Here is a 25,728-nt window from a genome sequence, read left to right as displayed (position 1 = left end):
AAATATAAACGAATGAGACAAAAGATTGTAGCCGGAAACTGGAAAATGCACAAAACGGCCGAGGAAACCGAAGATTTATTGAATGAATTAATTGATAAAATTCCAACTGATTTAGAACAACGCGTCATTGTAGCTCCCACTTTTGTGAATCTAGCCGCGACTGCAGATCATTTAGAATTTACGCCAATTGAAGTCGCCGCTCAAAACATGCATCAAGCGGAAGCTGGTGCTTTTACAGGTGAAATATCAGCATCTATGTTAACGAGTGTTGGTGTGACCATAGTGATTTTAGGCCATTCAGAACGAAGAGCTTATTTTCATGAAACCGATGCTTTACTAGCAAGCAAAGTTGATACCGCTTTAAAACATGAATTGGAAGTGATTTTCTGCTTTGGCGAAGAATTAAAAGACCGTCAAGCAGGTCAACATTTTAACGTGGTCGAAAATCAATTGAAAGATGGTTTATTTCACTTAGAATCGGCAGCTTGGAAAAAAATCATTTTGGCTTATGAACCTGTTTGGGCCATTGGCACGGGCGAAACTGCTTCACCAGAACAAGCACAAGAAATGCATGAATTCATTCGTGAAATTATCCGTAAAAATTATGGAAATGCGGTATCAGACCAAGTTTCTATTTTATATGGTGGAAGTGTAAAACCAGATAATGCTTCCGAAATTTTCTCTAAACCTGACGTTGATGGCGGACTAATTGGCGGTGCGGCTTTAAAAAGCGATGATTTTACAAAAATTATTTTAGCATTATAAATACTACAAAATAGTAGTTCATAAAAAAAGTCGTCTGTTATAGACGACTTTTTTATATAAATTTTTATTGTAGAAAATTTTTATCCGTTATTCATCGAGATCAAAAACTCATCATTATTTCGGGTTTTCTTAAATCGTTCATTAATAAAATCCATGGCTTCAACAGGATTCATATCCGCTAAATACTTACGCATAATCCACATCCGTTGAATCGTTTTTTCATCTAGTAATAAATCGTCCCGACGCGTACTAGAAGATGTCAAATCAATCGCAGGGAAAATTCGTTTATTGGCAATTTTTCGGTCTAACTGTAATTCCATATTACCCGTTCCTTTAAACTCTTCAAAAATAACTTCGTCCATTTTTGAACCGGTTTCCGTTAACGCAGTGGCAATGATACTCAATGAACCACCATTTTCAATATTTCGGGCAGCTCCAAAAAAACGTTTTGGTTTTTGCAAAGCATTGGCATCTACACCACCACTCAAAACTTTTCCAGAAGCAGGCTGAACTGTGTTATAAGCACGAGCTAAACGAGTAATTGAATCTAATAAAATGACCACGTCATGACCACATTCAACCAAACGTTTGGCCTTTTCTAAAACAATATTAGCTACTTTTACATGACGATCTGCTGGCTCATCAAACGTAGAAGCAATTACTTCGCCACGCACATTACGTTGCATGTCGGTTACCTCTTCGGGCCGTTCATCAATTAGTAAAACGATTAAATAAACTTCTGGATGGTTGGCCGCAATGGTGTTGGCAATATCTTTCAACAACATCGTTTTTCCCGTTTTGGGTTGAGCAACAATCATTCCGCGTTGTCCTTTTCCAATAGGAGAAAACAAATCGATTATTCGAGTAGAAACCGTTGCTTGTTTTTCGGCTAATTTGAATTTTTCTTGCGGAAAAATAGGTGTTAAATGTTCAAAAGAAACACGGTCTCTTACGACTTGTGGGTCATGTCCGTTGATTTTTAATACTTTCACTAAGGGAAAGAATTTTTCTCCTTCTTTAGGTGGACGAACAACTCCTTTTACGGAATCGCCTGTTTTTAATCCAAATAAACGAATTTGTGACGTCGATAGATAAATATCATCTGGTGATGCTAAATAATTATAGTCGGAAGAACGCAAAAACCCGTAGCCATCTGGCATCATTTCTAATACGCCTTCACTTTCAATAATTCCATCAAATTCATAATCGGCATCACGATAGTTCTGTTTTTTATTTTTATAATTTGGATTATTGGCGTTGGCATTGTTATTATTATGCTTTGAAAAAGCTGTTTTTGAAGGAGAAGAAGGAACCTCTTCTGTAGAAGAATTGTCTTCGGAAACTTCTGAAGAACCTGACTCTTCCTCTTTACTATTTTGAGCTTCGGGCTCCTTTTTGAAATTCTTTTTTTCAAATTTTGCCTTTTGAAACTTGACCGGTCTTTTTTCTGTTGGTTCAGTTTCTTCGGCAACTGGAGTAGGTTGCTCCTCCTTTTGTACTGGTTCTTCGCTTTCAGGTTTAGAGAAAAGCGAATTAGCATCAGAAGATTTCGACACAGAAGGGGTTATTCTAGCTCTTTTGGCTTTAGAAGCACTTTCTTCTGTTGGATTATCCGTTGGCTTTGTTGCTGAATCTTGGGTTTCAAGAATGCTTTTGATAAGGGCTTCTTTCTTAACGCCGTTGTATTTTATATTTTTTGCAGCTTTTGCAATATCCTGAAGCTCAGCAAGCTTCATTTCTTTTAATGCAGAAATTTCAAACATGAATGTTCTTTGGTATTTAATTTTTTTTCCTAAAATGTATTGGGATACACGTTAATTTTGTGACTGTTAAATGAAGTAGAAACAGAATTGTATTGCAATATTACAAATATTTTTTTAGCAAACAATAGCATTTATTAAAAAAGAAAATATATTTTTGTAAGGTTAAAAGTTTATAATGTTACAAAGAATTCAAACCCTATATCTTATTGGTGCATTTATTACAAGTGGAATAATTCCGTTCTTTCTCCCTTTATGGTATGACGAAAATGGTTTCCCTTTTTATTTTCAAGCAGATTTACCTATTTCATTACTGTTTGGCTTTAGTGCTGTTTTGTCTTTTTTAGGAATTTATTCTTATAAAAAAAGACAACAACAATTTGTAGTCAGCAGATTGAACATCATATTAAATTTAATTTTACTGTTGCTATTTGTGTTGTATGCCCCAAAATTATCTGGAGACCCTTATGTGTCTAAGAAGGGTATTGGGCTTGTTCTTCCTTTTATTTCTATCGTATTTTTAGCGTTAGCCAATTTCGCTATTCAAAAGGATGAAAAGCTCGTAAAATCGTCGGGCAGAATACGTAAATAATACCTTAAACTTAGTTTATTTTAGTGCGTTAAAAATCCGAACTTTTGGTTCGGATTTTTTTTTATTCCAACTTATTGGTTTAAATTTTAAAAAAAATTATGATTAATCGGATTTAATTATAATATTCTTTACATTTGAGATTAATTAATCACAAGCTTTTAAGTGTTTTTTTTAATATGCCGAACAAAATAAAAATTCATTTAGCTGACGATCATCAGGTTTTAATAGACGGGATGTTGGCGGTATTAAATACCAATTCAAAATTTGAAGTTGTTGGTCATTCCTTAAATGGTGTTGATTTAGTAGAAACAGTCAAAAACAATAAAGCAGAAATACTGATTATGGACATCAATATGCCTCATAAAGATGGCATTGAAGTGCTAAAAGAATTTTCGGAAAAAGGATATACTTGTCGCGTAATTATTCTATCAAGTTATGATGATGTAAAACTCATAAAAGAAGTTTTAAAACTGGGAGCCAGTGGCTATCTTTCCAAACAATGTGCTGGCGAAAGTATTTTGGAAGCGATTGAAGTCGTTTCTAACGGTAAAGAATATTTTTCAGAAAATATTCAAGATAAAATTTTTAGTTCATTTTCAGGAAATCCAACTTCAGACACGAATAACGAATTTCAAATGGGAAATATCCTAACCGAACGCGAATTAGAAATCTTAAAATTAATTTCTTTAGAATTGAGCGGAAAAGAAATTGGCGAAAAATTATTTATAAGTTCACATACGGTGGAATCTCATCGCAAAAATTTAATTAAAAAATTAAATGTAAAAAACACTATTGGATTAGTGAAATATGCTTTAAAAAACGACTTAATCAAGCAATAATTATGGAACTATTAGGCACATACAGCATTAAACGAGTAGATGAAAAAAATTATGAGGTAACCTATGATTTTCCAGACAATTGTCTTTTCTCAACTGTACACAAAGATGGTGTTTATGTTTTTACCATCGAACTGAAATCAGGTCAAACACAACCTTCTACTACGTTTGTTACGGAAAAGGCTACTTGCACCGCTTTTAAAGATGTAATAGAGATTAGTTTCTTACAAGAAGATTATTCAATTCTGCTTAAAACATTCAAAAAAAGACCTAAAATCCGTATAGATATCAATGAGTAAAAAAATTTCTTTTTATTTTTTTTTATTTTTTTGTGTTGTTGCTTTTTCACAAACAAAAACAGATTCTATTGACTACTACGTTAAACAAAATGAGTTAATCAAGGCATTAGACTATGGTCGTGCTCAGTCTAAATATTATTTTGAAAACAAACAATTTGATAATTATTGTAAAATATCTATCAAGAAAGCTGTTGTATTTGGGAGACTAAATGATCATGACAAATCGTTAAGCACACTTTTTAATGCTTTAAACATATCAAACACTCATAAATTAAAAGGTAGTGCTGAAATTATTGAGCAAATTGCAACGCGATATTCCATGATTAGAGATACTTCAAAAGCTTTTAACAACTATTATAAAGCGTTAAAGATTGGAGAAACTGAAAAAGACACTGCAACGCTTGTTAATATATATCAAAACTTATTTCGCCTTTATTCTCAAAGAAATTCAGACAGTGCTTATGTTTATATGTCAAAGAAATTTGATTTAGATAAAAGGACTAAATCTGTTAAAGGAATTTCGATTAGCTATAACAATCACTTTGCCTATTATACTATAATTGGAAAACCAGAATTGGCCAAAACATATTTAGATAGTTGTTTTAATTTTGCTCAAAAATATAAACTTAATCAACAAATAATCAGTGCTTTATTTAATCTTGGTTATCATGAAACGGAAAGCAACAACGATTTTAAAAAAGCATTAGAAATTTATAATAAAATAAAAAAAGATTTTCAAAAAGATATGACGACCACAGACCATATCGATTTATATTCTAGTTTAGTTTATGTTTATGAAAATTTGGATGATTATGAAAGAGCAAATTATTATAACACGCTACTCCACGAGTATAATAACAAAATGTATAATGAACAATTAAGCGACAAAGTTCGCGAAATTGAAACTAATTATGAAATTAAAAAAGTAGAAAATGAATACCAAGAAAAATCAAAACTACTTCATGAAACTCAAAATAGAAACAAAAAGATAATTTTTGTTTTCGTTGCTCTTTTTGGATTTAGTTTAGTGCTTTTTTACTTTTTTTATCAAAACTTACAATTAAAACAACGCAATAAAATTAAAGAAATTGATAGCGAAATTCAAGAAAACATTATCAACGCATCATTAGATGCTCAGGAATTTGAGCGAAAAAAATTAGCCGAAGTTTTACATGATAGTATAAGTGCCTTACTTTCTTCTGCTAGCTTACATTTATCAGCTTATTTAGTTGGAAATAAAACAGAAATACCACAAGAAATTTTAAAAGCCCGCTCTTTATTAAAAGAAGCCCATGACCAAGTTCGCGATTTATCACATGAATTAGTCCCGCCCGTATTGGCAAAATTAGGATTGTTTTATGCTTTACAAGATTTGTGTGAAAAAAACTCAAATTCCGTGATAGATTTTACATTCAATCATTACGGTTCTTTTCGACAACGCTTTAATGAAGAATTTGAAATAAAAGTCTATTTTATCATCACCGAATTAGTCAATAATATTCTAAAACACAGTAATGCCTCTCTGGGAAATATCAATGTAGAAGAACGTAACGGCCACCTAATTATAAATATTGAAGACAACGGAAAAGGATTTGATGACACTAAGTCACTAAATACGGATGGTTACGGATTAACGCAAATTAAAGCCAGAGTTCGAAGTTTAAAAGGAAAAATTTCGATTATTTCAAAAATCAATAAAGGCACATTAATCTATATCAAATTACATATTCCGCCTCGTTAAATCCGCTTTTCAATTTCAATAATTTCCAACGCTTGAATCTTGGCTCCTTCAATTTCAAATCGCAACATTGTTCGCACTTGGTGAAAACCATGAATACCGGCTGCACCTGGATTCATGTGTAATAAATTCAAAGTTTTATCAAATTGTACTTTTAGAATGTGCGAATGGCCACAAATGAATAATTTTGGAGGATTTTGTTGTAAAATTGGACGAATTGCCGGATTATATTTCCCCGGATAACCGCCAATATGTGTTATTAAAACAGCTACTTCTTCACAATAAAACCGATTGTGAAGCGGAAATTCCATTCTGGCTTTATCGTCGTCAATATTGCCATAAACACCTCTCAAAGGTTTTCTTTTTTTAATTTCATCGGTCACGTCTAAATCACCAATGTCTCCCGCATGCCAAACTTCATCGGCTTGGTCTACGTATTTCAGAATTTTATCATCTAAAAAACTATGGGTATCCGATAAAAGAAGGATTTTTTTCATGAAGACAGGATTTTTTTGCAATTTTTAGAATGGATACAAAATTACAAACTAAACTGTTAAATTCTGTTTAAAAACTTTAACCTTCTCACAACACAAAAACTTCGTAACTTTGTGACTTTAAAAATTGGCAACTTCAATCTTGAGATATTTCATTAAATTTGCATATAACGGAACCCTCTACCACGGTTGGCAATCGCAACCGAATGCCCTTACTGTGCAAGAAACGCTACAAAAAGCACTCTCACTCTTGTTTAAAAAACATATCGAATTAGTAGGTGCTGGAAGAACAGATACTGGTGTACATGCCAAAGAAATGTATGCCCATTTTGATTTTAACGAACAGCTTGAAACTAATTTTTGGATTCCGAAATTGAATTCCTATTTACCCAAAGATATTGTGATTTATGAAATTATTCCGGTCACAGCTGAAGCTCATGCCCGTTTTGATGCAACTAGTAGAACCTATGAATATTATATCCATAGCTTTAAAGATGCCTTTTTAACTGACTTGAGTTGGTATCATTATTATCCGTTGGATTTGGAAAGAATGAACGAAGCAGCTTCTACCCTATTGGAATACACCGATTTTGAATGTTTTTCTAAAACAAATACGGATGTATTTACTTATAATTGCAAAATCACCGAAGCCTTTTGGCAGAAAAAAGGAAATCAATTGATTTTTACGATAACTGCGGACAGGTTTTTGCGAAATATGGTCAGAGCGATTGTGGGTACGTTAATCAATATCGGTCAAGGAAAAATAGAAGTAGCTCAATTACAAAAAATTATAGAAAGTAAAAACAGAAGTGAAGCAGGTTTTTCCGCACCCGCACATGGCTTATATTTAACCCAAATTAAATATCCTTACCTCAGCAAATGAAAGCTTTTGATACGCATCTTTTTAAACGAATTTTACAATATACCAAACCCTATCAATGGCGTTTTAATGGCGTAGTGATTTGGGCTATCTCACTTTCTATTTTTGCGGCTTTGCGTCCGTATTTATTAAAAGAAACTGTGGATGGATATATCCAAACGCAAGACAAACAAGGTCTTTTATTCTACATTATCTTGATGGGAATTGCGCTGTTTTTAGAAGTGGTCTCTCAATTTTACTTTGTGTATTGGGCCAATTGGCTCGGACAAGATATTGTTAAAGATATTCGTGTCAAACTTTTTGATCACATGCTTCGTTTCAAAATGAAATACTATGACAATTCTCCTGTTGGACAATTAGTTACGCGTTCTGTTTCTGATATCGAAGCGATAGCTCGAATTTTTAGCCAAGGCTTGTTTATGATTATTAGTGATTTGATGAAAATGATTGTGGTTTTAATTTTCATGTTCTTTATGAATTGGAAACTCACTTGGATTGTAATCTTAGCAATGCCACTCCTACTCTATGCTACGCGGATTTTTCAGCTAAAAATGAAAGTTGCATTTGAAGAAGTGCGTACGCAAATAGCCAATTTAAATACGTTTGTTCAAGAACGCGTCACAGGAATGAAAATCGTGCAATTGTTTACGAGAGAAGAAGTAGAATTTCAAAAATTCAAAGTCATCAATAATAAACACAATAAAGCTTGGATAAAAACAGTTTGGTATAACTCGATTTTCTTTCCTATTGCGGATATTATCTCTTCGTTAACCTTAGGTTTTATTGTTTGGTATGGCGGAATTGGTATTATTGGCGGTGATTCTACCACAACTTTTGGCGATTTTTTTGCTTATACCATGTTGATTTCTATGCTTTTTAATCCGTTGCGACAAATTGCGGATAAGTTCAATGAATTACAAATGGGAATGATTGCAGCCAATCGCGTTTTTGCCATTTTAGACATTCAAGACCAAGTGCAACAAAACGGTACAGTTCAAGCACCTCATTTTAAAGGAGCTTTGTCATTTAAAAATGTGCATTTTAGCTATATTGAAGGGGAAGAAGTTATAAAAGGAATTGATTTAGAAATTCAACCCGGCCAAACTGTGGCCATTGTCGGTTCGACTGGGGCAGGAAAATCAACTATCATTAATTTACTAAATCGTTTTTATGAAATTCAAGAAGGCAGTATTTGCATCGATGAACAAGATATCAAACGATTTGAACTTCAAAGCCTTCGAAAACAAATTGCGGTGGTTTTACAAGATGTGTTTTTGTTTGCCGATACGATTATGAATAATATTATGTTAGATAATCCAACGATTACACGTGAAGATGTGATAGAAGCCGCCCAAAAAATTGGCGTACATGATTTTATTTTGACTTTACCCAATGGTTACGATTATAATGTAAAAGAACGTGGTGTGATGTTATCTTCAGGACAACGTCAATTGATTGCCTTTTTACGAGCCTATGTAAGCAATCCTAGCATTTTGATTTTAGATGAAGCCACGTCGTCTATTGATACCTATTCTGAAGAATTGATTCAAGAAGCCACGCTAAAAATCACAAAAGGACGAACTTCTATCGTCATCGCTCATCGATTAGCAACGGTTGTCAATGCAGATAAAATCATTGTTATGGACAAAGGGCTCATTGTAGAACAAGGAAAACATTCCGATTTATTGCAACTAGAAAACGGATATTATAAAAATTTATATGATTCTCAGTTTGTCGGTTAGATTTTTAAGCTCCCCGTTTTTCAGTTACAATTTGAAACCATTACCCATAACCAGTAAGGTGCAACAAAAATTCCTCTTAAACTTTTTAAAAAGAGATTTAATGCTTATTTTCGCATGGTGAAATTCAGAAAATTCAAGATACAATGAAATACGATATTATTGTTTTAGGTAGCGGTCCCGGTGGTTATGTAACAGCCATTCGTGCTTCGCAATTAGGCTTTAAAGTAGCCGTTATAGAAAAAGAAAGTTTAGGTGGCGTTTGTTTAAATTGGGGATGTATCCCAACAAAAGCACTTTTAAAATCAGCACAAGTATTTGATTATCTAAAACATGCCGCTGACTATGGATTGATTGTTGACTCATTTGATAAGGATTTTGGAGCTGTAATTAACCGAAGCCGTGGAGTGGCAGACGGCATGAGCAAAGGTGTTCAGTTTTTGATGAAAAAAAATAAAATTGACGTAATTGAAGGATATGGCACTTTAAAACCCGGAAAAAAAGTAGCGGTTAAAGCTGCCGATGGAACGGTAACCGAATATAATGCAGACCATATTATCATTGCCACTGGAGCACGATCTCGTGAATTACCAAACTTACCACAAGACGGCAAAAAAGTAATTGGTTATCGTCAAGCGATGTCATTGCCAACCCAGCCTAAAAAAATGATTGTAGTAGGTTCTGGAGCAATTGGTGTGGAATTTGCAAGTTTTTATAACTCGATGGGAACAGAAGTAACGATTGTTGAATTTATGCCAAATGTGGTGCCTGTTGAAGATGAAGATGTTTCCAAACAATTTGAACGTTCACTTAAAAAAGCAGGAATTAAGGTTATGACCAATTCTTCTGTTGAACGAATCGATGCGAGCGGTGCTGGTGTAAAAGCGTATGTTAAAACGGCAAAAGGAGAAGAAGTTTTAGAAGCCGATATCTTATTATCTGCGGTGGGAATCAAAACAAATATTGAAAATATTGGACTCGAAGAAGTAGGAATTGCTACTGATAGAGATAAAATTTTAGTAAACGATTATTGTCAAACTAACGTTCCAGGTTATTATGCCATTGGCGATGTTACGCCAGGTCAAGCGTTAGCTCATGTGGCTTCTGCAGAAGGAATCTTATGTGTAGAAAAAATCAAAGGTTTACATGTTGAACCAATTGATTATGGAAATGTTCCGGGTTGTACCTATGCAAATCCAGAAATTGCATCTGTTGGTTTAACTGAAAAACAAGCAAAAGAAAAAGGGTATGAATTAAAAATTGGTAAATTTCCTTTTACCGCTTCTGGAAAAGCGAAAGCAGCTGGTACGCCAGACGGTTTTGTGAAAGTAATTTTTGATGCAAAATATGGTGAATGGTTAGGTTGTCACATGATTGGTGCTGGCGTAACCGAAATGATTTCCGAAGCAGTTGTTGCAAGAAAGTTAGAAACAACTGGTCATGAAATCTTAAAAGCAATTCATCCACATCCAACCATGAGTGAAGCCGTAATGGAAGCAGTAGCCGATGCTTATGGTGAAGTTATTCATTTATAATTTTATTCCATCTTATATGAAATCCTCAACATTGTTGGGGATTTTTTTTGAATAACCATTATTTCAATATCCTATTAAATAACTTTTTATAATCATCTCTTTTTTTAAGCTAAAATTAATTATTGTTGTTTTTGAAGTCCTTATCTTTATTAAAATTCTAAATTTTGATTCAAGCAATTAATAAATACAGGCGAAAAATAACCCGATTTCTTACAAAGAAATTAGGAAAAAACAGCTATGTTAAAGTCGAACCTTCTCAAATCAAGAGCATTCTTGTTGTTCGGCCAAATCATCGATTAGGAAATATTTTACTTATTACCCCGCTTATTGAAGAAATAATCCATCATTTTCCAAATGCCAAGATTGATTTATTTGTGAAAGGGAAAGTGAGTGAAATCATTTTTGAAAATCATCCTAAAATCGATAGAATACTAAGCTTGCCTAAAAATCATTTTAAAGAAATTTTCTTATATATTTCCACATGGTTTAAAATAGTATCAAAAAAATATACTTTGGTAGTCAATGCAAACCACAGTTCCTCTTCTGGAAAAATTGCCACTAAATTAGCCTATGGAAAATTTAAATTTTATGGAATAGAGCAAGAAAATAAGTTTGAACAATTAAGCGATTATATTCATTTTGCAAAATTTCCAGTTTATAATTTCCGAGCCTATTTGTCAAAAACTTGGCCTAATTTATCTTATACAGAAATTTCAAACTTAACTGTTAAACTGAGTCCAGAAGAAGTAAATAAAGGAAAATGTTTATTAGAAAGAATTACAGCAAATCAAAAAAAAACAATTGCTTTCTTTACCTATGCCACAGGCGAAAAACGTCTATCCAAAGAATTTTGGAATGAAATGTATGCAAAAATGCAACATGCTTTTGGGCAAGAGTATAATTTAATCGAAGTCCTTCCCATTGAAAATACCTCTCAAATTGATTTTAAAGCTAGCACTTATTACAGCAAAGATATTCGGGAGATTGCTTCCTTATTATTTCATACTCAACTTTTTATTGGAGCCGACAGTGGAATGATGCATTTAGCAGCGACAAGCACTACCACGCTTGGTTTGTTTACTACAACTCTCAAAGAAAAATACCAACCTTATGGAAATGCTAGTAGAGGAATAAATACTAAAAAAACCAGTATCGATGAATGCCTCAATTTAGTTCAAAACTTAATTCAATAATAAAGATGATTAAAAGTTACCTGGCTCTTTTCACTTTTTTACTATGTTGTTCATCATGGTCTCAAAAGATAAAAATTCCTTCAATAATTAAAGTAGACTCCATTGAACAAAAAATTACGATTCCCAATACAAACGTTTTAATTAATAATCCGGTTGGTTATACGTTCGATTCAAAATTAATCGCTTATCAAAAAGGAGATTTAAATTATTTTCAAATTAGTGAATTCCCAAATCAAGGTTTTTTCACTTCGTTAATAAAAGCGAAAGAAACCTTAAAGGATTTAAAAGAGGAAGGCGTAAAGTTTTCGATTCGTCAAAAAATACTTTTAGATGAATATCCCGGCTTTATTAACATTGGATATGATAAAGATGGAAAAGAATTAATCTACCTCATTTTTGGAGATGCTTCTTTTTCAGTCATTATCATTGGGCTTTTTGAAAAAAACAATCAAAACCCAACAGAAAATAGTGACTTGATTTTAAGTTCATTTTATAAAAAATAAGTAAATTACGCCTTCATTTAAGATTTAAAACCATGAGAAAAATATTTTTTATACTTTCCGGCTTCTTACTTTTTATAAACTGCGGAAAACCCACTGCTCCACAAGACCCCATTCCACTCCATGAAAGTTTTGATATCGAATCGAAATTAGTAGGCGAAAAACGAGTAATTAACGTGTGGACGCCGCCTTCCTACACTACCAATACCGATTCTTTATTTGTTCTTTACATGCCCGATGGCGGTATAAAGGAAGATTTTCCACATATTGCCAATACATTAGCCGAGTTAATTGAAAACAAAAGTATTCCTCCAATGATTTTAGTTGGTATTGAAAACACCGAAAGACGAAGAGATTTAACTGGTCCTTCTGAAACCAAATCTGATGGAGATATTGCTCCGATGACAGATGGAGCTGGAAAATTCAGAGGCTTTATTATAGAGGAATTGATGCCTGAAATTAACAAACGCTATCGTACTACGTCTCAAAAAGGAATTATAGGCGAATCGCTTGCAGGCCTTTTTGTAGTAGAAACTTTTTTGTTAAAACCAGAATCGTTTGATTATTATATTGCGATGGATCCTTCGCTTTGGTGGAACACGCATAAGCTTCAACGAACTGCGGCAACCTATTTAGCCAAATTTCCAAATGAACCTAAAAAATTATGGTTTGCAGGTTCTGATGCTGCCGACATGAATAAGTATACAAAAGGATTAGCCAAAACACTTTCGGAGACAAATTTGAGTCAACTAAAATGGAATTATTCAGACGAACCGAATGAACAACACAACACCATTTTTAGAGCCACAAAAGTAAAAGCACTACAATGGACTTTTAGTAATGATGTTGTACCGGCTCATAAATAAACGTTCATTTTCCGTTTTAACACTGCTCATACTATGCTGCATGAACCTATTTAATAATAAACTCTTCTGCTTTTGTCAACATTTTTTTTGTAATTTATTGAATTCTAAAGTGATAGTTTACGATGCACTCAAATCATTTAAAATTTAAATGATTTTTAAAAAAAATTGCTAAATCAAAGTATAATTTTTATAGATTTGGGATGAAAATAATGACTCGTTACATAATTGAATTTAAGATGTTAAATTGAATTATAGTGAATAATTATCAAAAGCGTATTTATTAAATGTTTAATATAAATTTAAAAAAAATGATTAACAAAACCATGAAAACAATGGCAATTATGTTTGCCGCTTCAATGTTACTAACTTCTTGCTACTCTTATACAAGTGTTGTAGGTGCTGGAGCAAAAGGAGCCAATGAAACTACAAAATGGAATCACTATGTACTTTGGGGATTAGCTCCAGTAGGTGTTTCTGATTCTAAACAAATGGCAGATGGAGCTACTGATTATTCAGTGCACACAAGACAGTCATTTGTAAACGGATTACTTTCTGGCTTGACATTTGGAATTTACACTCCAACTACTACAACAGTAACGAAGTAATTTTCAAAAATTAAAAAGAGAAAGGTAGCCTTTTTTTAAGCTACCTTTCTTTTTATCATGCTTTCGAGATGAGAAAAATAGTCTTTTATATTTCCCTTGTTTTATCGGTTGCTTTTTTAGTAAATATCCTCAATATTTTACTCATCGATTCACACCGCTTGAGTGAATTTGGTTACGGCTATTTAACTGCACAAATCATTCTAATGCTTATTTTTGCGGTTATTGCTTACTTCATGCTTAAAAAAAAGACACCGTCATAAAAATTCAACAATTAGATTAATTCTTTAAAATAGCGTTTTAAAACACCGTCGTTTTCATACGTTGGCGTAAAAATTTCTAAAATTTGAGGTTTATCTTGCTCCTTAAAAAATTGGGGAAGGATTTCCTTCAACCCTTTTTCATCACTAGCTTGATGATATTCAAAACGATACATCGTGGCTAATTGTGCTGCAGTAAGGCAATGAGCTGTTTCAAAATAAGTGTGAAATAACTCATTTTCTTGATGACCTGGTAAAATTCTGAAGATGCCCCCTCCGCCATTGTTCAAAATAATAATTTTAAAATTTTTCGGAATATAATTATTCCACAACGCATTACTATCGTATAAAAAACTTACATCACCTGTAATTAAAAGTGTTTCTTGTTGAGATGCAACTGCTGCACCAATAGCCGTAGAAGTGCTTCCATCTATTCCGCTTGTTCCGCGATTACAGAAAACAGGAACAGTAACCGGCATTGAAAATAATTGCAAATACCGAATCGAAGAACTATTTCCAACTTGCAACTGCAACTGTTTAGGTAACTGATTAACGATACACGCAACTGCTTTAAAATCACTAAAAGGAATGGTTGCCAAATAAGTATCGTGCTTTTGCTTTCTGTATTCTTTTAATTCCACGCCAAAATTGCGATACGGGCTAGCCACATACTTTGTATACGGCAAAAATTGATTAAAAAAATCATTTGGATTGGCTTCAAAATGAAAGGATAACGAACCAAAAGTATTATAGGCTCTCAAACGGTCTACATGCCAATGATTATCAGGTGGAAAATCGCGTAATAATGTTTTGATGCGTTTAGAAATTATCATTCCACCAAAAGTGAGCAGGAGTTCCGGTTGAAAAGCACGGATTTCTTCTTCATCAAAAGGAGTGATGATGGAATCGATATTATGTAAAAAAGAAGGATGATGAAAATTAGAAGTCGTTTCGGTCATCACAATCACCGACGGATCATTGGCTAAATGCCGAATCACACTTTCATCGATTTTATTTGGCTCAAACGAACCAACCAAAATGAGTTTCTTACTCGATGTATTCCAAATATTGGTCGATGCTATAATATCTTCTAACGGAATATGTCGATACACTTTCCCTAAAGTAGAAATCATCGTATCTACCGAAGAAACCGTAATCGTTTCATAAAGGGGCTCTTCAAAAGGGGCATTGATATGTGTTGGTCCCGATTTTAAAAACGCTTTATTAAACGCTTCATTTATCTTAAAATCATTCTCTTCTGATGCAACTGCCGTCAAATTTGCATTAAAATGGGTGTGATTGGCCAAGACATTTTCTTGACGAATTGTTTGTCCATCACCAATATCAACTTTATCAATCGGACGGTCGGCCGAAATTATCACTAACGGAATTTGACTGTAAAAGGCTTCGGCTACCGCGGGATAAAAATTTAAAACCGCCGAACCGGACGTACAAACTACCACCACTGGTTTATTAGTTTGTTGAGCAATTCCCAAAGCGAAAAAAGCAGCACAACGCTCATCTGCAATACTATAACACTTAAAATGTGGGTTTTGAGTAAAACCAATCGTTAGTGGAGCATTACGAGAACCAGGTGAAATAACAATATGTTGAATACCTTTGGCATGACAAATTTCGATAATGCTTTGAGCTAAAGGAATTTTGGGATATATCATGCCGTACGTTAAATTTAGGGCTCGTATTAAAAAGAGTTAATGACACAAATTTAAGCCTTAGTTCCTAAAAACAACTTTTTTTAACCTCTAAAGTTTTGTTATATTTGAACAACTTTTCAACAATATGCAAATAACCATCAGACCGTATTCCGAAGCAGATGTTCCCGCAATTCTAGCAATTGTAAATCATAATATTTTACATTCCACTTCATTATATGATTATGCTCCGCGAACTTTAGAAAAACAAATTGCTCTTTTGGCAGAAAAGAATACTAAAAATTTTCCGGTTTTTGTAGCAGAAACTGCTGGAGAAATTGCTGGTTTTGGCACATATGGAGAATTTCGTTTTCGAGAAGCCTATCAATTTACGGTGGAACATTCTGTGTATGTTTCTCATGAATTTAACGACAAAGGAATTGGCGGAAAACTTTTATCGGCTTTAATTGAAACGGCTCAAAAAAACAACCTCCACACCATGATTGGAGTCATCGATGCGGAGAATGTAGCAAGTATTCGTTTTCACGAAAAATATGGTTTTAAAACCGTTGGCATTATCAAAGAATCTGGATTTAAGTTTAATCGTTGGCTAGATTCCGTATTTATGCAACGCTTTTTATAGTTTAGGCTTTTAGCCAATTGGTAATTTCATCATCCATTGGATTGGTTCGCGGACTGATTACTTTTTCTAATTCACCTTGTTCGTTAAGTAGGTATTTTTGAAAATTCCATTCAACTTCGCTATCCTCTAGCCCATTTTGACTTTTTTGAGTCAGAAATTGATAAAGCGGATGCATTTCTTTTCCTTTTACAGTAATCTTACTCATCATTGGAAAAGTAACACCATAATTTTTTTGACAAAAAGCACCAATTTCTTCGTTTGTTCCGGGTTCTTGTTTCATAAAATCATTGGCTGGAAAACCAACAATGACAAAATTAGTTGAACCATATTTTTCATACAACGCTTGTAAATCTTTATATTGTGGTGTTAATCCACATTTTGAAGCAGTATTCACCACCATGATTTTTTTTCCTTTTAAGGAAGCAAAATCAAAGGTTCTTCCATCAATATCTTCCACTTTAAAAGAATAAATAGTTTGTTTCATCGACACTTCTGTTTTGGAGTTGGCTACTGTTAACTTGTTTTGAGCTTGGTTTTGACAACTAAGCAAAAAAGCAAAAGAAACCATTAGGAATAAATTCGTTTTCATTTTTAAGATTATTTTAGTCAAAATTACAGATTATTAACCGTCTATTCGCTTAAACAAATCATAATTGAATGTCAAAAAAAACCTATTTTTTATAGTGTTTTTTATATTGAAAATAGGATGCCACAGACAAAATTACTAATAAAACTACGGAAACATAGATAAAGGAAGGCGTCACTACTTTATCACCGCTGGCATACGAATGCAACCCCGTTAAGTAGAAATTCACTCCAAAATAAGTCATCAAAATAGAATAAAAAGCAAAAATACTCATCACATTAAAAACCCATTTTCCACGTAAAGAAGGTACAAAACGAGCATGAATTACAAAAGCATACACCATGATGCTCACTAAAGCCCAGGTTTCTTTTGGATCCCAACCCCAATAACGTCCCCAACTTTCATTGGCCCATTGACCACCCAAAAAGTTTCCAATGGTTAGCATCACTAAACCAATTGTTAAAGCCAACTCGTTGATATAGGTAATTTCTTGAATACTAAGATCCATTCGTTCTTTGTTCTTTTTATTGGTCAATAAAATCAATAATAAGGACACGATTCCTAAAATCATTCCAAGTGTAAACGGGCCATAGCTGGCCACAATCACTGCCACGTGAATCATCAACCAATACGAATTTAAAACTGGTTGTAAATTCGCAATCGATGGATCCATCCAATTCCAATGAGCAATCATCATAATCATCGAAGCCACAAAGGCAGCGGAGGCTACTGTTAATTTTGATTTTCTATCGAAAGCTAAACCAAAAAACATGGTAGCCCAACCTACATAAATCATACTTTCGTAGGCATCACTCCAAGGAGCATGACCTGAAATGTACCAACGAGCAATTAATCCCAAAGTATGCAGCAAGAAGAAAAAGCCGATTAAAATATGGAACGTTTCTACCGTATACCTTACAAATTTAGAAGAATTAAAGATTTGAATAATTGTAAAAATCAACATCAACACCCCAGCTAACATATATAAATAGTACAATTGTTTAAAAATATCATACTTATTATAGACGATTTCCGCAGAGATTTTTTCATCACTCGGACGAACACTTCCACCGTATTTATGTTGAAATTTATCAATTCCTCCCACAATATCATCAGCCAATTGATAATCATTTTTCTGCGTTGCATCCATTAGTGTTTGCATATAAGCAGGTAAAATATTTTTGAGGTTTTTCAATTCTGTATCTTCATGCTCATTCAGTTCTAAATAAGAAATCCATTTATTATTAGCATCATTTGGAATAGGAAAAATACGTAAAATACTTCCAGACAAAGCCGAATTTAAAATGACAACTTTTTTATCAACTTCAATAAAATCTTTCTGAAACTGATTCGGAATGGTTGCTTTGTAGGCATCATCTAAAAACGGAGCGAGTTTATAATTTCCTTTATCATCAAAAAAGCTGATGAATGGTGCCAGTTTGACATCACTTTCCAAATTCAATATTTTTCGAATACTATCGTTACCGCGTTTTAAAAAGATTAAAGGAACTTCAAACCAAGCATTTGGCGTTTGCGACATCGACAAGAATACTTGATCAGAATTATAACCCTTGTAATGATCGCTTTTGCTCACTTTTCGTAGTAATTCACTTGAAAAAGTATTAACAGGTTTCATTCTTCCGCCTTCATCTTGAATAACTAATCGGCCAAATTTAGCTGCATGTTCTGCAGTAGCGATATTAGTTTCGATGAATTTTTCAATTTCAGCCAAAGAAGGTCGTTCGTGCTGATGCTCCTGAGCAATACCAACTTGAATGAAAAAGAAAACCACAATGGTAAGTAAAGCTGCTTTTTTCTTTTTTACTTTTTCAAGCTTTTCTTTGATGTCGGCAAAACGGGTGTTTTTATCAAATAAGATAGCCATCATCGCAATATAAAGTAAAAAATAACCAATATAGGTAAGCCAAGTTCCCCAAAAATCATGGTTTACAGATAATATTGTTCCTTTTTCATCTTGGTCAAATTGAGCTTGAAAAAAACGATATCCCTTGTAATCCAAAATGTTATTCATAAAAATATGAGCATCTTGCTTGTCTTTTCCGTCAATTACAGTTACTAAACTTTCAAAAGCAGAATAACTATTTACCGTTCCTGGATAACGTTTTGCAATAAAATCATTCAGTTTAATACCAAATGGTAATTCATATACTTTGCTTCCAAAAATCAAGGTAAAATCTAAATCTCCTAATTTAATATTTTGAGGCACGCTCATTTTTCCCTTTGCTCCCACTAAAGAAACTTCTTCTTTTTTACCATTGGCTTCCACTTCAACAATTAAAATATCATCGGTACGGGTATCTTTCCAATCGTTATTAGAAACCCATACTTTTTTTCCTTTCATCGGTGCATCAGGAAGCACAAATTGAGCTCCCGCGATGTTGTATAAAGAGCGGAACATCAGTGGTTGAACAGAATCTTTAACGACCGTTCCTTTTAATTTGTCGGCCATTCGCATGTAATCCCCTTCAAAAGTAGATTTAATAACATACTCTTCACCTTCTTTCATAATATTAATCGCTCCTTCAGTAGGCTTGTTGAAAGCAAATAAAATACCGTGTAAACTTTCTACTTTTCCAGATTCTAGAAAATGTTCATGCCGATTACCATCAGAAGATTCTACAACTTTTAAATAGGTTTGACCATTCTCATCTAGCTGAATGGTTTCAATTCCATTCATGATATAATCCTTATAAATCACTTTATAAGGTTTGCCATCAAATTTATCGCTCATCGAAAAGCTATTGTTTGCTGCTTGCGATAAAATCAAAGGTTTTTCAAGTGTTTTTCGTTTATTTTCACCTTGATAAACACCATCGGTATAAACAGTTAAGTAGCTTTTATCTGAATAAAACACTTTTTCAGTTGCTCCTTCACGGATGGGCATTAAGCCTTCAAAACTAATATAACGGGTGATAAATGCTCCCACTAAAATAAAAATAAAAGAAAAATGTACTAATAAGGTAGCCCATTTTTCTTTCTTCCAAAGTCGATATCGTTTGATATTTCCAATAAAATTGATAGCAAAAAACACCATAATCACTTCAAACCACCAAGCGTTATATATCCAAATTCGAGCAGTATCGGTGTCATAATAACTTTCTATAAAGGTGCCAATGGCCATCGCTACAGCAAAAATGATAAATAACGATGCCATTAAACGGGTAGAAAACAGGAAGGAGTAAATTTTTTTGTCCATTATAAACAAGTAAGATTTAAAAAAAACAAAAATACTTATAATTAAAGATTAAAACGAGTTTTTCAATTTTTTTAAGTCAAATTTATGGTCTGTTTTAAATTCTTTTAGAGCCATAAATTTTCCTATTTTTGCGTAATGATATCAATGGTACTACTAGGTTCTGGGAATGTTGCACAACATCTTATCGCTTCATTTTTAAAAAGTGAAACAGTGAAAATTGTGCAGGTATTCGCTCGTGACCCTTCAAAAGTTAATCATTTAATTGATAATGAGAATATTACATCCAACTATTCCGCTTTAAAAAAAGCAGACATTTACCTTATTGCCGTATCTGATAATGCGATTGCATCGGTTTCAGACCAACTTCCTTTTGAAGAACGATTAGTGGTGCACACTTCCGGAAGTATGCCCATGACCATTTTAAATGAAAAAAATAAGCGGGGTGTTTTTTATCCATTACAAACATTTACAAAAAATAAAGCGGTGAATTTCAAAGAAATTCCAATTTGTTTAGAAAGTGAAGAAGTTGCCGATTATAAAATTTTAGAAAAAGCAGCAGAAGCAATTTCAGAAGTCACTTATCCGATTTCTGGCGAACAGCGTCAAGCACTTCATGTAGCAGCCGTTTTTGTTTGTAATTTTGTGAATCATCTTTATGAACAAGGTCATGCTATTTGTCAAGAAAACAATTTGCCTTTCTCTATTTTGCAACCCTTGATTAAGGAGACTGCTTCTAAAATAGAATTTCTTTCGCCCGCTGAAGCACAAACTGGCCCTGCAAAGCGACGAGATACCTTGACGATAAACGCCCATCTGGCTTTTTTAAAAGATAAAAATCAACAAGAAATATATAAATTATTGACTAAATCTATCCTTGACCATGGCAAAAAGCTATAAAGAAATCATGAACCATATCGACACTTTTGTACTCGATGTAGATGGTGTACTTACCGACAGTTCGGTACATATTTCCCCAACTGGTGAAATGCTCCGAATTATGAACATTCGCGATGGTTTTGCCATGAAAGCGGCAATTGAAAGCGGTTATCGTGTGTGTATTATTTCTGGTGGAAGTAATGAAGGTGTTCGAATTCGACTGCGGAATTTAGGCCTTACCGATATTTATTTGGGTTCTTCTGATAAAGTGGAAACATTTAAAGAATACTGCGAAATCTATCAAATCAATCCCGAAAACGTATTGTATATGGGTGATGATATTCCAGATTATCATATAATGCAATTAGTGGGTTTACCAACTTGTCCGCAAGATGCTAGTCCAGAAATAAAAGCTATCTCAAACTACGTTTCTCATAAAAATGGCGGTAAAGGAGCTGTTCGAGAAGTGATTGAACAAGTCATGAAAGTACAAGGAAAATGGCATTTATATTACAATGGAAAACACGATTAGCTAACACCGAATTAAAAAAATGAAATACCTCTCTCTCGTTCGTTATCAAAATTTAATCTTATTGGCTTTAATGCAATTGGTCTTTCGATACGGATTTTTAGAACATGAAATGGTGGTACTGGCTTTGAACGATTGGCAGTATCTTTTATTGGTTTTAGCAACCGTTTTGATTGCAGCAGCCGGTTATGTCATTAATGATATTTTTGACCAAGAAGCAGATGCTATTAATCGGCCAAATCATCAATTGGTTGGAAAATCTATTTCTGAAACAGCAGCTTATAATTTATATGTTGGCTTAAATTTAATTGGTGTAGGCTTAGGTTTTTACCTTTCCAACGTGATTGAAAAACCGAGTTTTGCTACAATTTTTATATTTATCGCTGCTTGTTTATATTTTTATGCCACCACTTTAAAAGGAATAATTTTGGTTGGGAATTTTGTTGTGGCTTTTATTTTAGCATTAAGTGTTTTAATTATTGGCGTTTTCGATTTATATCCGATGACTTTTCATGGAAATCAAAACCAAATGCGTGTCTTATTCTCTATCTTAACGGATTATGCCGTTTTTGCATTCCTGATTAATTTTATACGTGAAATCATTAAAGATGCAGAAGATGTTAAAGGTGATTTTAATCAAGGAATTCAAACTTTACCTATCATTTTAGGAATAAACCGAACGGCAAAAGTTATTTTTGGTCTACTTTTAATTCCTGTATTGCTCGTTTTTTGGTATATCAACACTTATTTAATGCAAAACGAATTATACCTTGCTGTAATTTATCTATTAGTATTGGTTTTGAGTCCGCTTTTATATAGTTTAGTAAAAAGTTGGAATGCTAAAACCATCAAAGAATTTCATCATTTAAGTCAGATTTTAAAAATTATCATATTTTTCGGAATCTGTTCTATCCTAGTTATCACGTACACCAGACCATAAAATGCTTCGAGAACAATTAAATAAATACCGTCTTATTCTCGCTTCGGGTTCGCCTCGAAGACAGCAATTTTTTAAAGAATTAGGCGTTGAATTTGAAATTCGATTAAAAGAAATTGAAGAAGTTTTTCCAATAGAATTAAAAGCAGAAGAAATTACCAATTATTTAGCTGTTTTAAAAGCAAATGCTTTTGAAAATGAGTTAGAATCCAACGACATTTTAATAACTAGCGATACGATTGTATGGCACAAAAACCAATGCTTGGGCAAACCAAAAGATTATAACGATGCCTTTCAAATGTTACAATCGTTGTCAAATGCGACGCATGAAGTCATCACTTCAGTATGCTTTAAAACGACAGAAAAAACAGAAACTTTTTTTGAAGTGACTAAAGTTACTTTTCAAACACTTTCTGACGAAGAAATTCGTTATTATATAGATAATTACAAGCCATTTGACAAAGCGGGCAGTTATGCCATTCAGGAATGGATTGGAGCCATTGGAATAAGTAAAATTGAAGGTTCCTATACCAATGTCGTGGGAATGCCCATGCAAGCTGTTTATGAAAAATTAAAAACATTTATTTCTTAAAGTTAAACGTATGGAGTTTTTTAAATTATATATTAAAGAAGAAATTGCCTCAGGCGTAGTCATTTTGATGTTTTTCTTTTTACGCTATTTTATGGCAAAATTAATTCGCCGATTTGCCCGTGTTTCAGAGGCATTAGAACACCGTTCTAATCTGGTGATTAAATATTTTAATATCTTAATTGGTACCGTTTGTGTCATTGCTCTATTTGTTATTTGGGGCGTTAAACCACAAGACCTTATTATTGTCATTTCCTCTTTATTTGCAGTAATTGGTGTGGCAATGTTTGCTCAATGGTCAATTTTAAGCAACGTAACCTCAGGTATTATTTTATTCTTTTCTGCCCCTTTTAAAATTGGAGACAATATCAAAATTCATGATAAAGAGTTTCCAATAGAAGGTGAAGTAGAAGACATTCGCGGTTTTCATACCTATGTTCGAACGCCGGAAGGTGAAGTAATTACCTATCCCAACAGTTTACTTTTACAAAAAGGAATTAGTGTAGTGGCTCACAAAAAAGAAATTCAGGAATTTACAGATTAATTCGCTGAAATTAAGCTATGAGAGCAAATTACGTACTTTTAATTTTAATGCTTTGTCTAACTTTTACGGTTAACGGACAAGCGAAAAAGAAAACAGTAGATAGTACCGAAATTGCCTATAAAAAAATTGAAACTTATTCTAAAAACAATAAGTTTACCAGCTATTTTCATCAATTGCTTTTTAAATCTACTCGGAACAAAGCAGTTAAGCCTAAAATGAAGCGTGTTGATAGAAAATTTTACGCTTTTGAAGGAAAAATTATTCGCTCTATTACTATTGTTTCTCGCGACCCGTTTGGCTATTCTGCAACTGACACCACTATTAAGCCTAAACATCAATTAGAAAAAATAGGCAATAGCCTTCATCTTAAAACTAAAAATTTTGCAATTTCAAACTTAATATTACTCAAAAAAAATAAGCCGTTAGATAGTTTATTAGTAAAAGAATCTGAGCGATTATTAAGAAATCAACGGTTTATCCGAAGTGTTTCTATTGAGGCAGAAATTGCAGAAACGAGCACCGACAGTATTGACGTAACCATTTACACCTTAGACTCTTGGAGCTTACTTCCGAATGGTGCTCTTTCGACCAATAAAATTACTTACGAACTGAATAATCGAAATTTTTTAGGTTTCGGACATGAATGGGACAATACCTACCGTGAAAATTTAAATAACAGTAATTCCTCTTTTTCCTCTCGATATAGTATACCCAGTATTAAGAATACCTACATCACTTCGTCATTTTATTATCAAATTGATTTTGATGAAAATTATTACAAAGGAATACAAATTGATAGGGCTTTTTTCTCTCCCTATACGAGATGGGCAGGCGGTGTAATTATTGAAAATCGATTTCAAAAAGACAGCTTATCGACAACAGAAGATACCTACGTGCAACAAAATTTTAAGTACAACACCTTTGATTTTTGGGGTGGACATTCTATTCCTTTATTTAATGAACAAATAAATTTCATTTCGACATTGCGGTTTCTAAAAATAAATTATACTGAAAATCCCACCGCAATTATTGATCCTGAAGGATTTTATCGCGATGAAGATTTTTGGCTAACTGGTCAAGGCATTTCTAACAGAGGCTATATTAAAGATGAATATATTTTTAATTATGGTATTATCGAAGACGTTCCAATTGGAAAATATTATGGTCTCACAGCTGGTTATCAAAATAAAAACCAAGTCAAAAGAGCTTATTTTGGACTGAAAGCTACCTTGGGTGACTATTTTAAATGGGGATATTTTAGTTCAAATTTTGAATATGGTTCGTTTTTTAGAGGTTCTAAAAGTGAGCAAAGTGCTTTTACCATGCAAGTTAATTATTTCACTCCTTTATTTGAACCTGGAAAATGGAAAATTAGACAATTCTTTAAAGCAGATATTGTTTTAGGCGAAAATCGCTTAAATAGTAGAGGTGATCAAATTTCTATCAATGAGGATAATGGAATTTTAGGATTGAATGACCCAAAATACATTGGCACAAAAAAGATGGTTTTTGCTTTTCAAACTCAAAGTTATTCCCCTTGGAATTTAGCTGGCTTTAGAGTAAATCCTTTTTTTAATTATTCTGTGGCTTTTTTAGGAAATGATTCCAAAAATTTTCAAGAAAGTAGGGGATTTTCAAAAATTGGTATAGGAATCTTGATATCTAATGATTATTTGGTTTTTAGTACCTTTCAGCTTTCGTTCGCTTATTATCCGCAAACTCCAGACGGTGAAAACAATTTAATAAAATCCAACACTTTCAAAACAAGTGACTTTGGCTATTTAGATTTTGAAATCAATAAACCAAAAACAGTTTTGTATGAATAAAACTATACTTATGGGTTGATTGTGTATTTTAACAATTAAATTTACTTTTTATCGATGTTTTTAAATAAAAGGTAATATATTTGTTCTCGATAAGTTCAAGATAACTTTTTTAAATACCACAGTTAAAATTTATTAATTTAAAAATTGATTGTCCGTAATTATCCATAATTAAATAAAAAGTATTATTTTTGATAAAAAAAGCAATGAATTTATTCAGTTTTACAGCAAATTTTGGGAGTGAAGAATCCTGTAGACTTCATTTTAAAGAAG

General features: G+C 33.1%; 25 protein-coding genes. 20 read left to right on the top strand and 5 right to left on the bottom strand.

Annotated elements, in window-relative coordinates:
- Positions 1–12: 12 nt before the first annotated feature.
- On the top strand, positions 13–765 hold the full coding sequence (gene tpiA, locus PHR76_RS09385; RefSeq protein ID WP_300061540.1) for a triose-phosphate isomerase: 753 nt from the start codon (positions 13–15) through the stop codon (positions 763–765).
- A gap of 80 nt (positions 766–845) precedes the next feature.
- On the opposite strand, the gene rho is transcribed toward tpiA, so the two are convergent.
- Positions 846–2,528: a transcription termination factor Rho gene (rho, locus tag PHR76_RS09380; protein WP_300061470.1), complete on the bottom strand. Its 1,683-nt coding sequence runs from the start codon at positions 2,526–2,528 to the stop codon at positions 846–848.
- A 175-nt stretch (positions 2,529–2,703) separates the two neighbouring features.
- Between rho and PHR76_RS09375 the strand changes: the two genes are divergently transcribed.
- From PHR76_RS09375 to PHR76_RS09360, 4 genes are all read left to right on the top strand, one after another.
- Entirely contained in the window at positions 2,704–3,117 is a 414-nt protein-coding gene (locus PHR76_RS09375; protein ID WP_300061467.1) for a DUF4293 family protein, read from the top strand.
- A 176-nt stretch (positions 3,118–3,293) separates the two neighbouring features.
- A complete protein-coding gene (locus tag PHR76_RS09370) occupies positions 3,294–3,956 on the top strand; it encodes a response regulator transcription factor (protein ID WP_300061464.1) in 663 nt (220 codons plus the stop codon).
- Between the two features lie 2 nt (positions 3,957–3,958).
- Positions 3,959–4,252 carry a hypothetical protein gene (locus PHR76_RS09365; RefSeq protein WP_300061461.1) on the top strand — a complete coding sequence of 98 codons (294 nt, stop codon included), beginning with the start codon at positions 3,959–3,961 and terminating at the stop codon, positions 4,250–4,252.
- The gene (locus PHR76_RS09360; protein WP_300061458.1) at positions 4,245–5,993 is read left to right on the top strand and encodes an ATP-binding protein; all 1,749 of its coding nucleotides are present in this window, start codon (positions 4,245–4,247) and stop codon (positions 5,991–5,993) included. The genes PHR76_RS09365 and PHR76_RS09360 overlap by 8 nt, the downstream gene beginning before the upstream one ends.
- Here the strand turns inward: PHR76_RS09360 and PHR76_RS09355 are convergent.
- Positions 5,990–6,487 carry a metallophosphoesterase family protein gene (locus tag PHR76_RS09355; RefSeq protein ID WP_300061455.1) on the bottom strand — a complete coding sequence of 166 codons (498 nt, stop codon included), beginning with the start codon at positions 6,485–6,487 and terminating at the stop codon, positions 5,990–5,992. The genes PHR76_RS09360 and PHR76_RS09355 overlap by 4 nt on opposite strands.
- A 139-nt stretch (positions 6,488–6,626) precedes the next feature.
- Here PHR76_RS09355 and truA point away from each other — a divergent pair, with 139 nt between their 5' ends.
- From truA to PHR76_RS09315, 8 genes are all read left to right on the top strand, one after another.
- On the top strand, positions 6,627–7,367 hold the full coding sequence (gene truA, locus PHR76_RS09350; RefSeq protein ID WP_300061537.1) for a tRNA pseudouridine(38-40) synthase TruA: 741 nt from the start codon (positions 6,627–6,629) through the stop codon (positions 7,365–7,367).
- A complete protein-coding gene (locus PHR76_RS09345; protein ID WP_300061452.1) occupies positions 7,364–9,106 on the top strand; it encodes an ABC transporter ATP-binding protein in 1,743 nt (580 codons plus the stop codon). The genes truA and PHR76_RS09345 overlap by 4 nt, the downstream gene beginning before the upstream one ends.
- A 143-nt stretch (positions 9,107–9,249) precedes the next feature.
- Entirely contained in the window at positions 9,250–10,638 is a 1,389-nt protein-coding gene (gene lpdA / locus PHR76_RS09340; protein WP_300061449.1) for a dihydrolipoyl dehydrogenase, read from the top strand.
- 164 nt (positions 10,639–10,802) lie between these two features.
- Complete coding sequence (locus PHR76_RS09335) at positions 10,803–11,831, top strand: glycosyltransferase family 9 protein (protein ID WP_300061446.1); 1,029 nt, start codon at positions 10,803–10,805, stop codon at positions 11,829–11,831.
- A gap of 5 nt (positions 11,832–11,836) precedes the next feature.
- Positions 11,837–12,334 carry a hypothetical protein gene (locus PHR76_RS09330; RefSeq protein WP_300061443.1) on the top strand — a complete coding sequence of 166 codons (498 nt, stop codon included), beginning with the start codon at positions 11,837–11,839 and terminating at the stop codon, positions 12,332–12,334.
- Between the two features lie 32 nt (positions 12,335–12,366).
- Entirely contained in the window at positions 12,367–13,197 is an 831-nt protein-coding gene (locus PHR76_RS09325; RefSeq protein ID WP_300061440.1) for an alpha/beta hydrolase-fold protein, read from the top strand.
- 308 nt (positions 13,198–13,505) lie between these two features.
- Positions 13,506–13,802, top strand: coding sequence for a Bor family protein (locus PHR76_RS09320; RefSeq protein ID WP_300061437.1), 297 nt, complete (start codon positions 13,506–13,508; stop codon positions 13,800–13,802).
- Between the two features lie 68 nt (positions 13,803–13,870).
- Positions 13,871–14,062, top strand: a complete 192-nt coding sequence (locus PHR76_RS09315) for a hypothetical protein (RefSeq protein WP_300061434.1) — start codon at positions 13,871–13,873, stop codon at positions 14,060–14,062.
- An 11-nt stretch (positions 14,063–14,073) separates the two neighbouring features.
- Here the strand turns inward: PHR76_RS09315 and menD are convergent, their stop codons facing one another.
- Positions 14,074–15,735, bottom strand: a complete 1,662-nt coding sequence (gene menD, locus PHR76_RS09310; protein WP_300061431.1) for a 2-succinyl-5-enolpyruvyl-6-hydroxy-3-cyclohexene-1-carboxylic-acid synthase — start codon at positions 15,733–15,735, stop codon at positions 14,074–14,076.
- Positions 15,736–15,859: 124 nt separating this feature from the next.
- On the opposite strand from menD, the gene PHR76_RS09305 reads away from it, so the two are divergent.
- Positions 15,860–16,354, top strand: a complete 495-nt coding sequence (locus PHR76_RS09305; RefSeq protein ID WP_300061428.1) for a GNAT family N-acetyltransferase — start codon at positions 15,860–15,862, stop codon at positions 16,352–16,354.
- A gap of 1 nt (position 16,355) precedes the next feature.
- Here the strand turns inward: PHR76_RS09305 and PHR76_RS09300 are convergent, their stop codons facing one another.
- Together PHR76_RS09300 and ccsA are read right to left on the bottom strand one after the other, a co-directional pair.
- On the bottom strand, positions 16,356–16,943 hold the full coding sequence (locus PHR76_RS09300) for a glutathione peroxidase (RefSeq protein WP_300061425.1): 588 nt from the start codon (positions 16,941–16,943) through the stop codon (positions 16,356–16,358).
- Between the two features lie 82 nt (positions 16,944–17,025).
- Positions 17,026–20,157 (bottom strand): cytochrome c biogenesis protein CcsA, encoded by a 3,132-nt coding sequence (gene ccsA, locus PHR76_RS09295; protein WP_300061422.1) that lies wholly within the window; start codon positions 20,155–20,157, stop codon positions 17,026–17,028.
- A 135-nt stretch (positions 20,158–20,292) separates the two neighbouring features.
- Here ccsA and PHR76_RS09290 point away from each other — a divergent pair, with 135 nt between their 5' ends.
- From PHR76_RS09290 to PHR76_RS09265, 6 genes are read left to right on the top strand one after another with little or no spacing between them, the layout of a single operon-like run.
- On the top strand, positions 20,293–21,054 hold the full coding sequence (locus PHR76_RS09290) for a Rossmann-like and DUF2520 domain-containing protein (RefSeq protein ID WP_300061419.1): 762 nt from the start codon (positions 20,293–20,295) through the stop codon (positions 21,052–21,054).
- On the top strand, positions 21,038–21,565 hold the full coding sequence (locus PHR76_RS09285) for an HAD family hydrolase (RefSeq protein WP_300061416.1): 528 nt from the start codon (positions 21,038–21,040) through the stop codon (positions 21,563–21,565). Before PHR76_RS09290 ends, PHR76_RS09285 begins: the two co-directional genes overlap by 17 nt.
- 19 nt (positions 21,566–21,584) lie before the next feature.
- A complete protein-coding gene (locus PHR76_RS09280) occupies positions 21,585–22,502 on the top strand; it encodes a geranylgeranylglycerol-phosphate geranylgeranyltransferase (protein ID WP_300061413.1) in 918 nt (305 codons plus the stop codon).
- A gap of 1 nt (position 22,503) precedes the next feature.
- Positions 22,504–23,091: a Maf-like protein gene (locus PHR76_RS09275; protein ID WP_300061410.1), complete on the top strand. Its 588-nt coding sequence runs from the start codon at positions 22,504–22,506 to the stop codon at positions 23,089–23,091.
- Positions 23,092–23,101: 10 nt separating this feature from the next.
- Positions 23,102–23,632, top strand: coding sequence for a mechanosensitive ion channel domain-containing protein (locus tag PHR76_RS09270; RefSeq protein WP_300061407.1), 531 nt, complete (start codon positions 23,102–23,104; stop codon positions 23,630–23,632).
- Between the two features lie 17 nt (positions 23,633–23,649).
- Positions 23,650–25,458 carry a hypothetical protein gene (locus PHR76_RS09265; RefSeq protein WP_300061404.1) on the top strand — a complete coding sequence of 603 codons (1,809 nt, stop codon included), beginning with the start codon at positions 23,650–23,652 and terminating at the stop codon, positions 25,456–25,458.
- Positions 25,459–25,728 lie beyond the last annotated feature (270 nt).

This window comes from Flavobacterium sp. (assembly GCF_028689845.1).
Taxonomy (GTDB): Bacteria; Bacteroidota; Bacteroidia; order Flavobacteriales; family Flavobacteriaceae; genus Flavobacterium.
The sequence above is the reverse complement of the archived record's forward strand: the minus strand, read 5'-3'. Positions and strand labels throughout refer to the sequence as shown.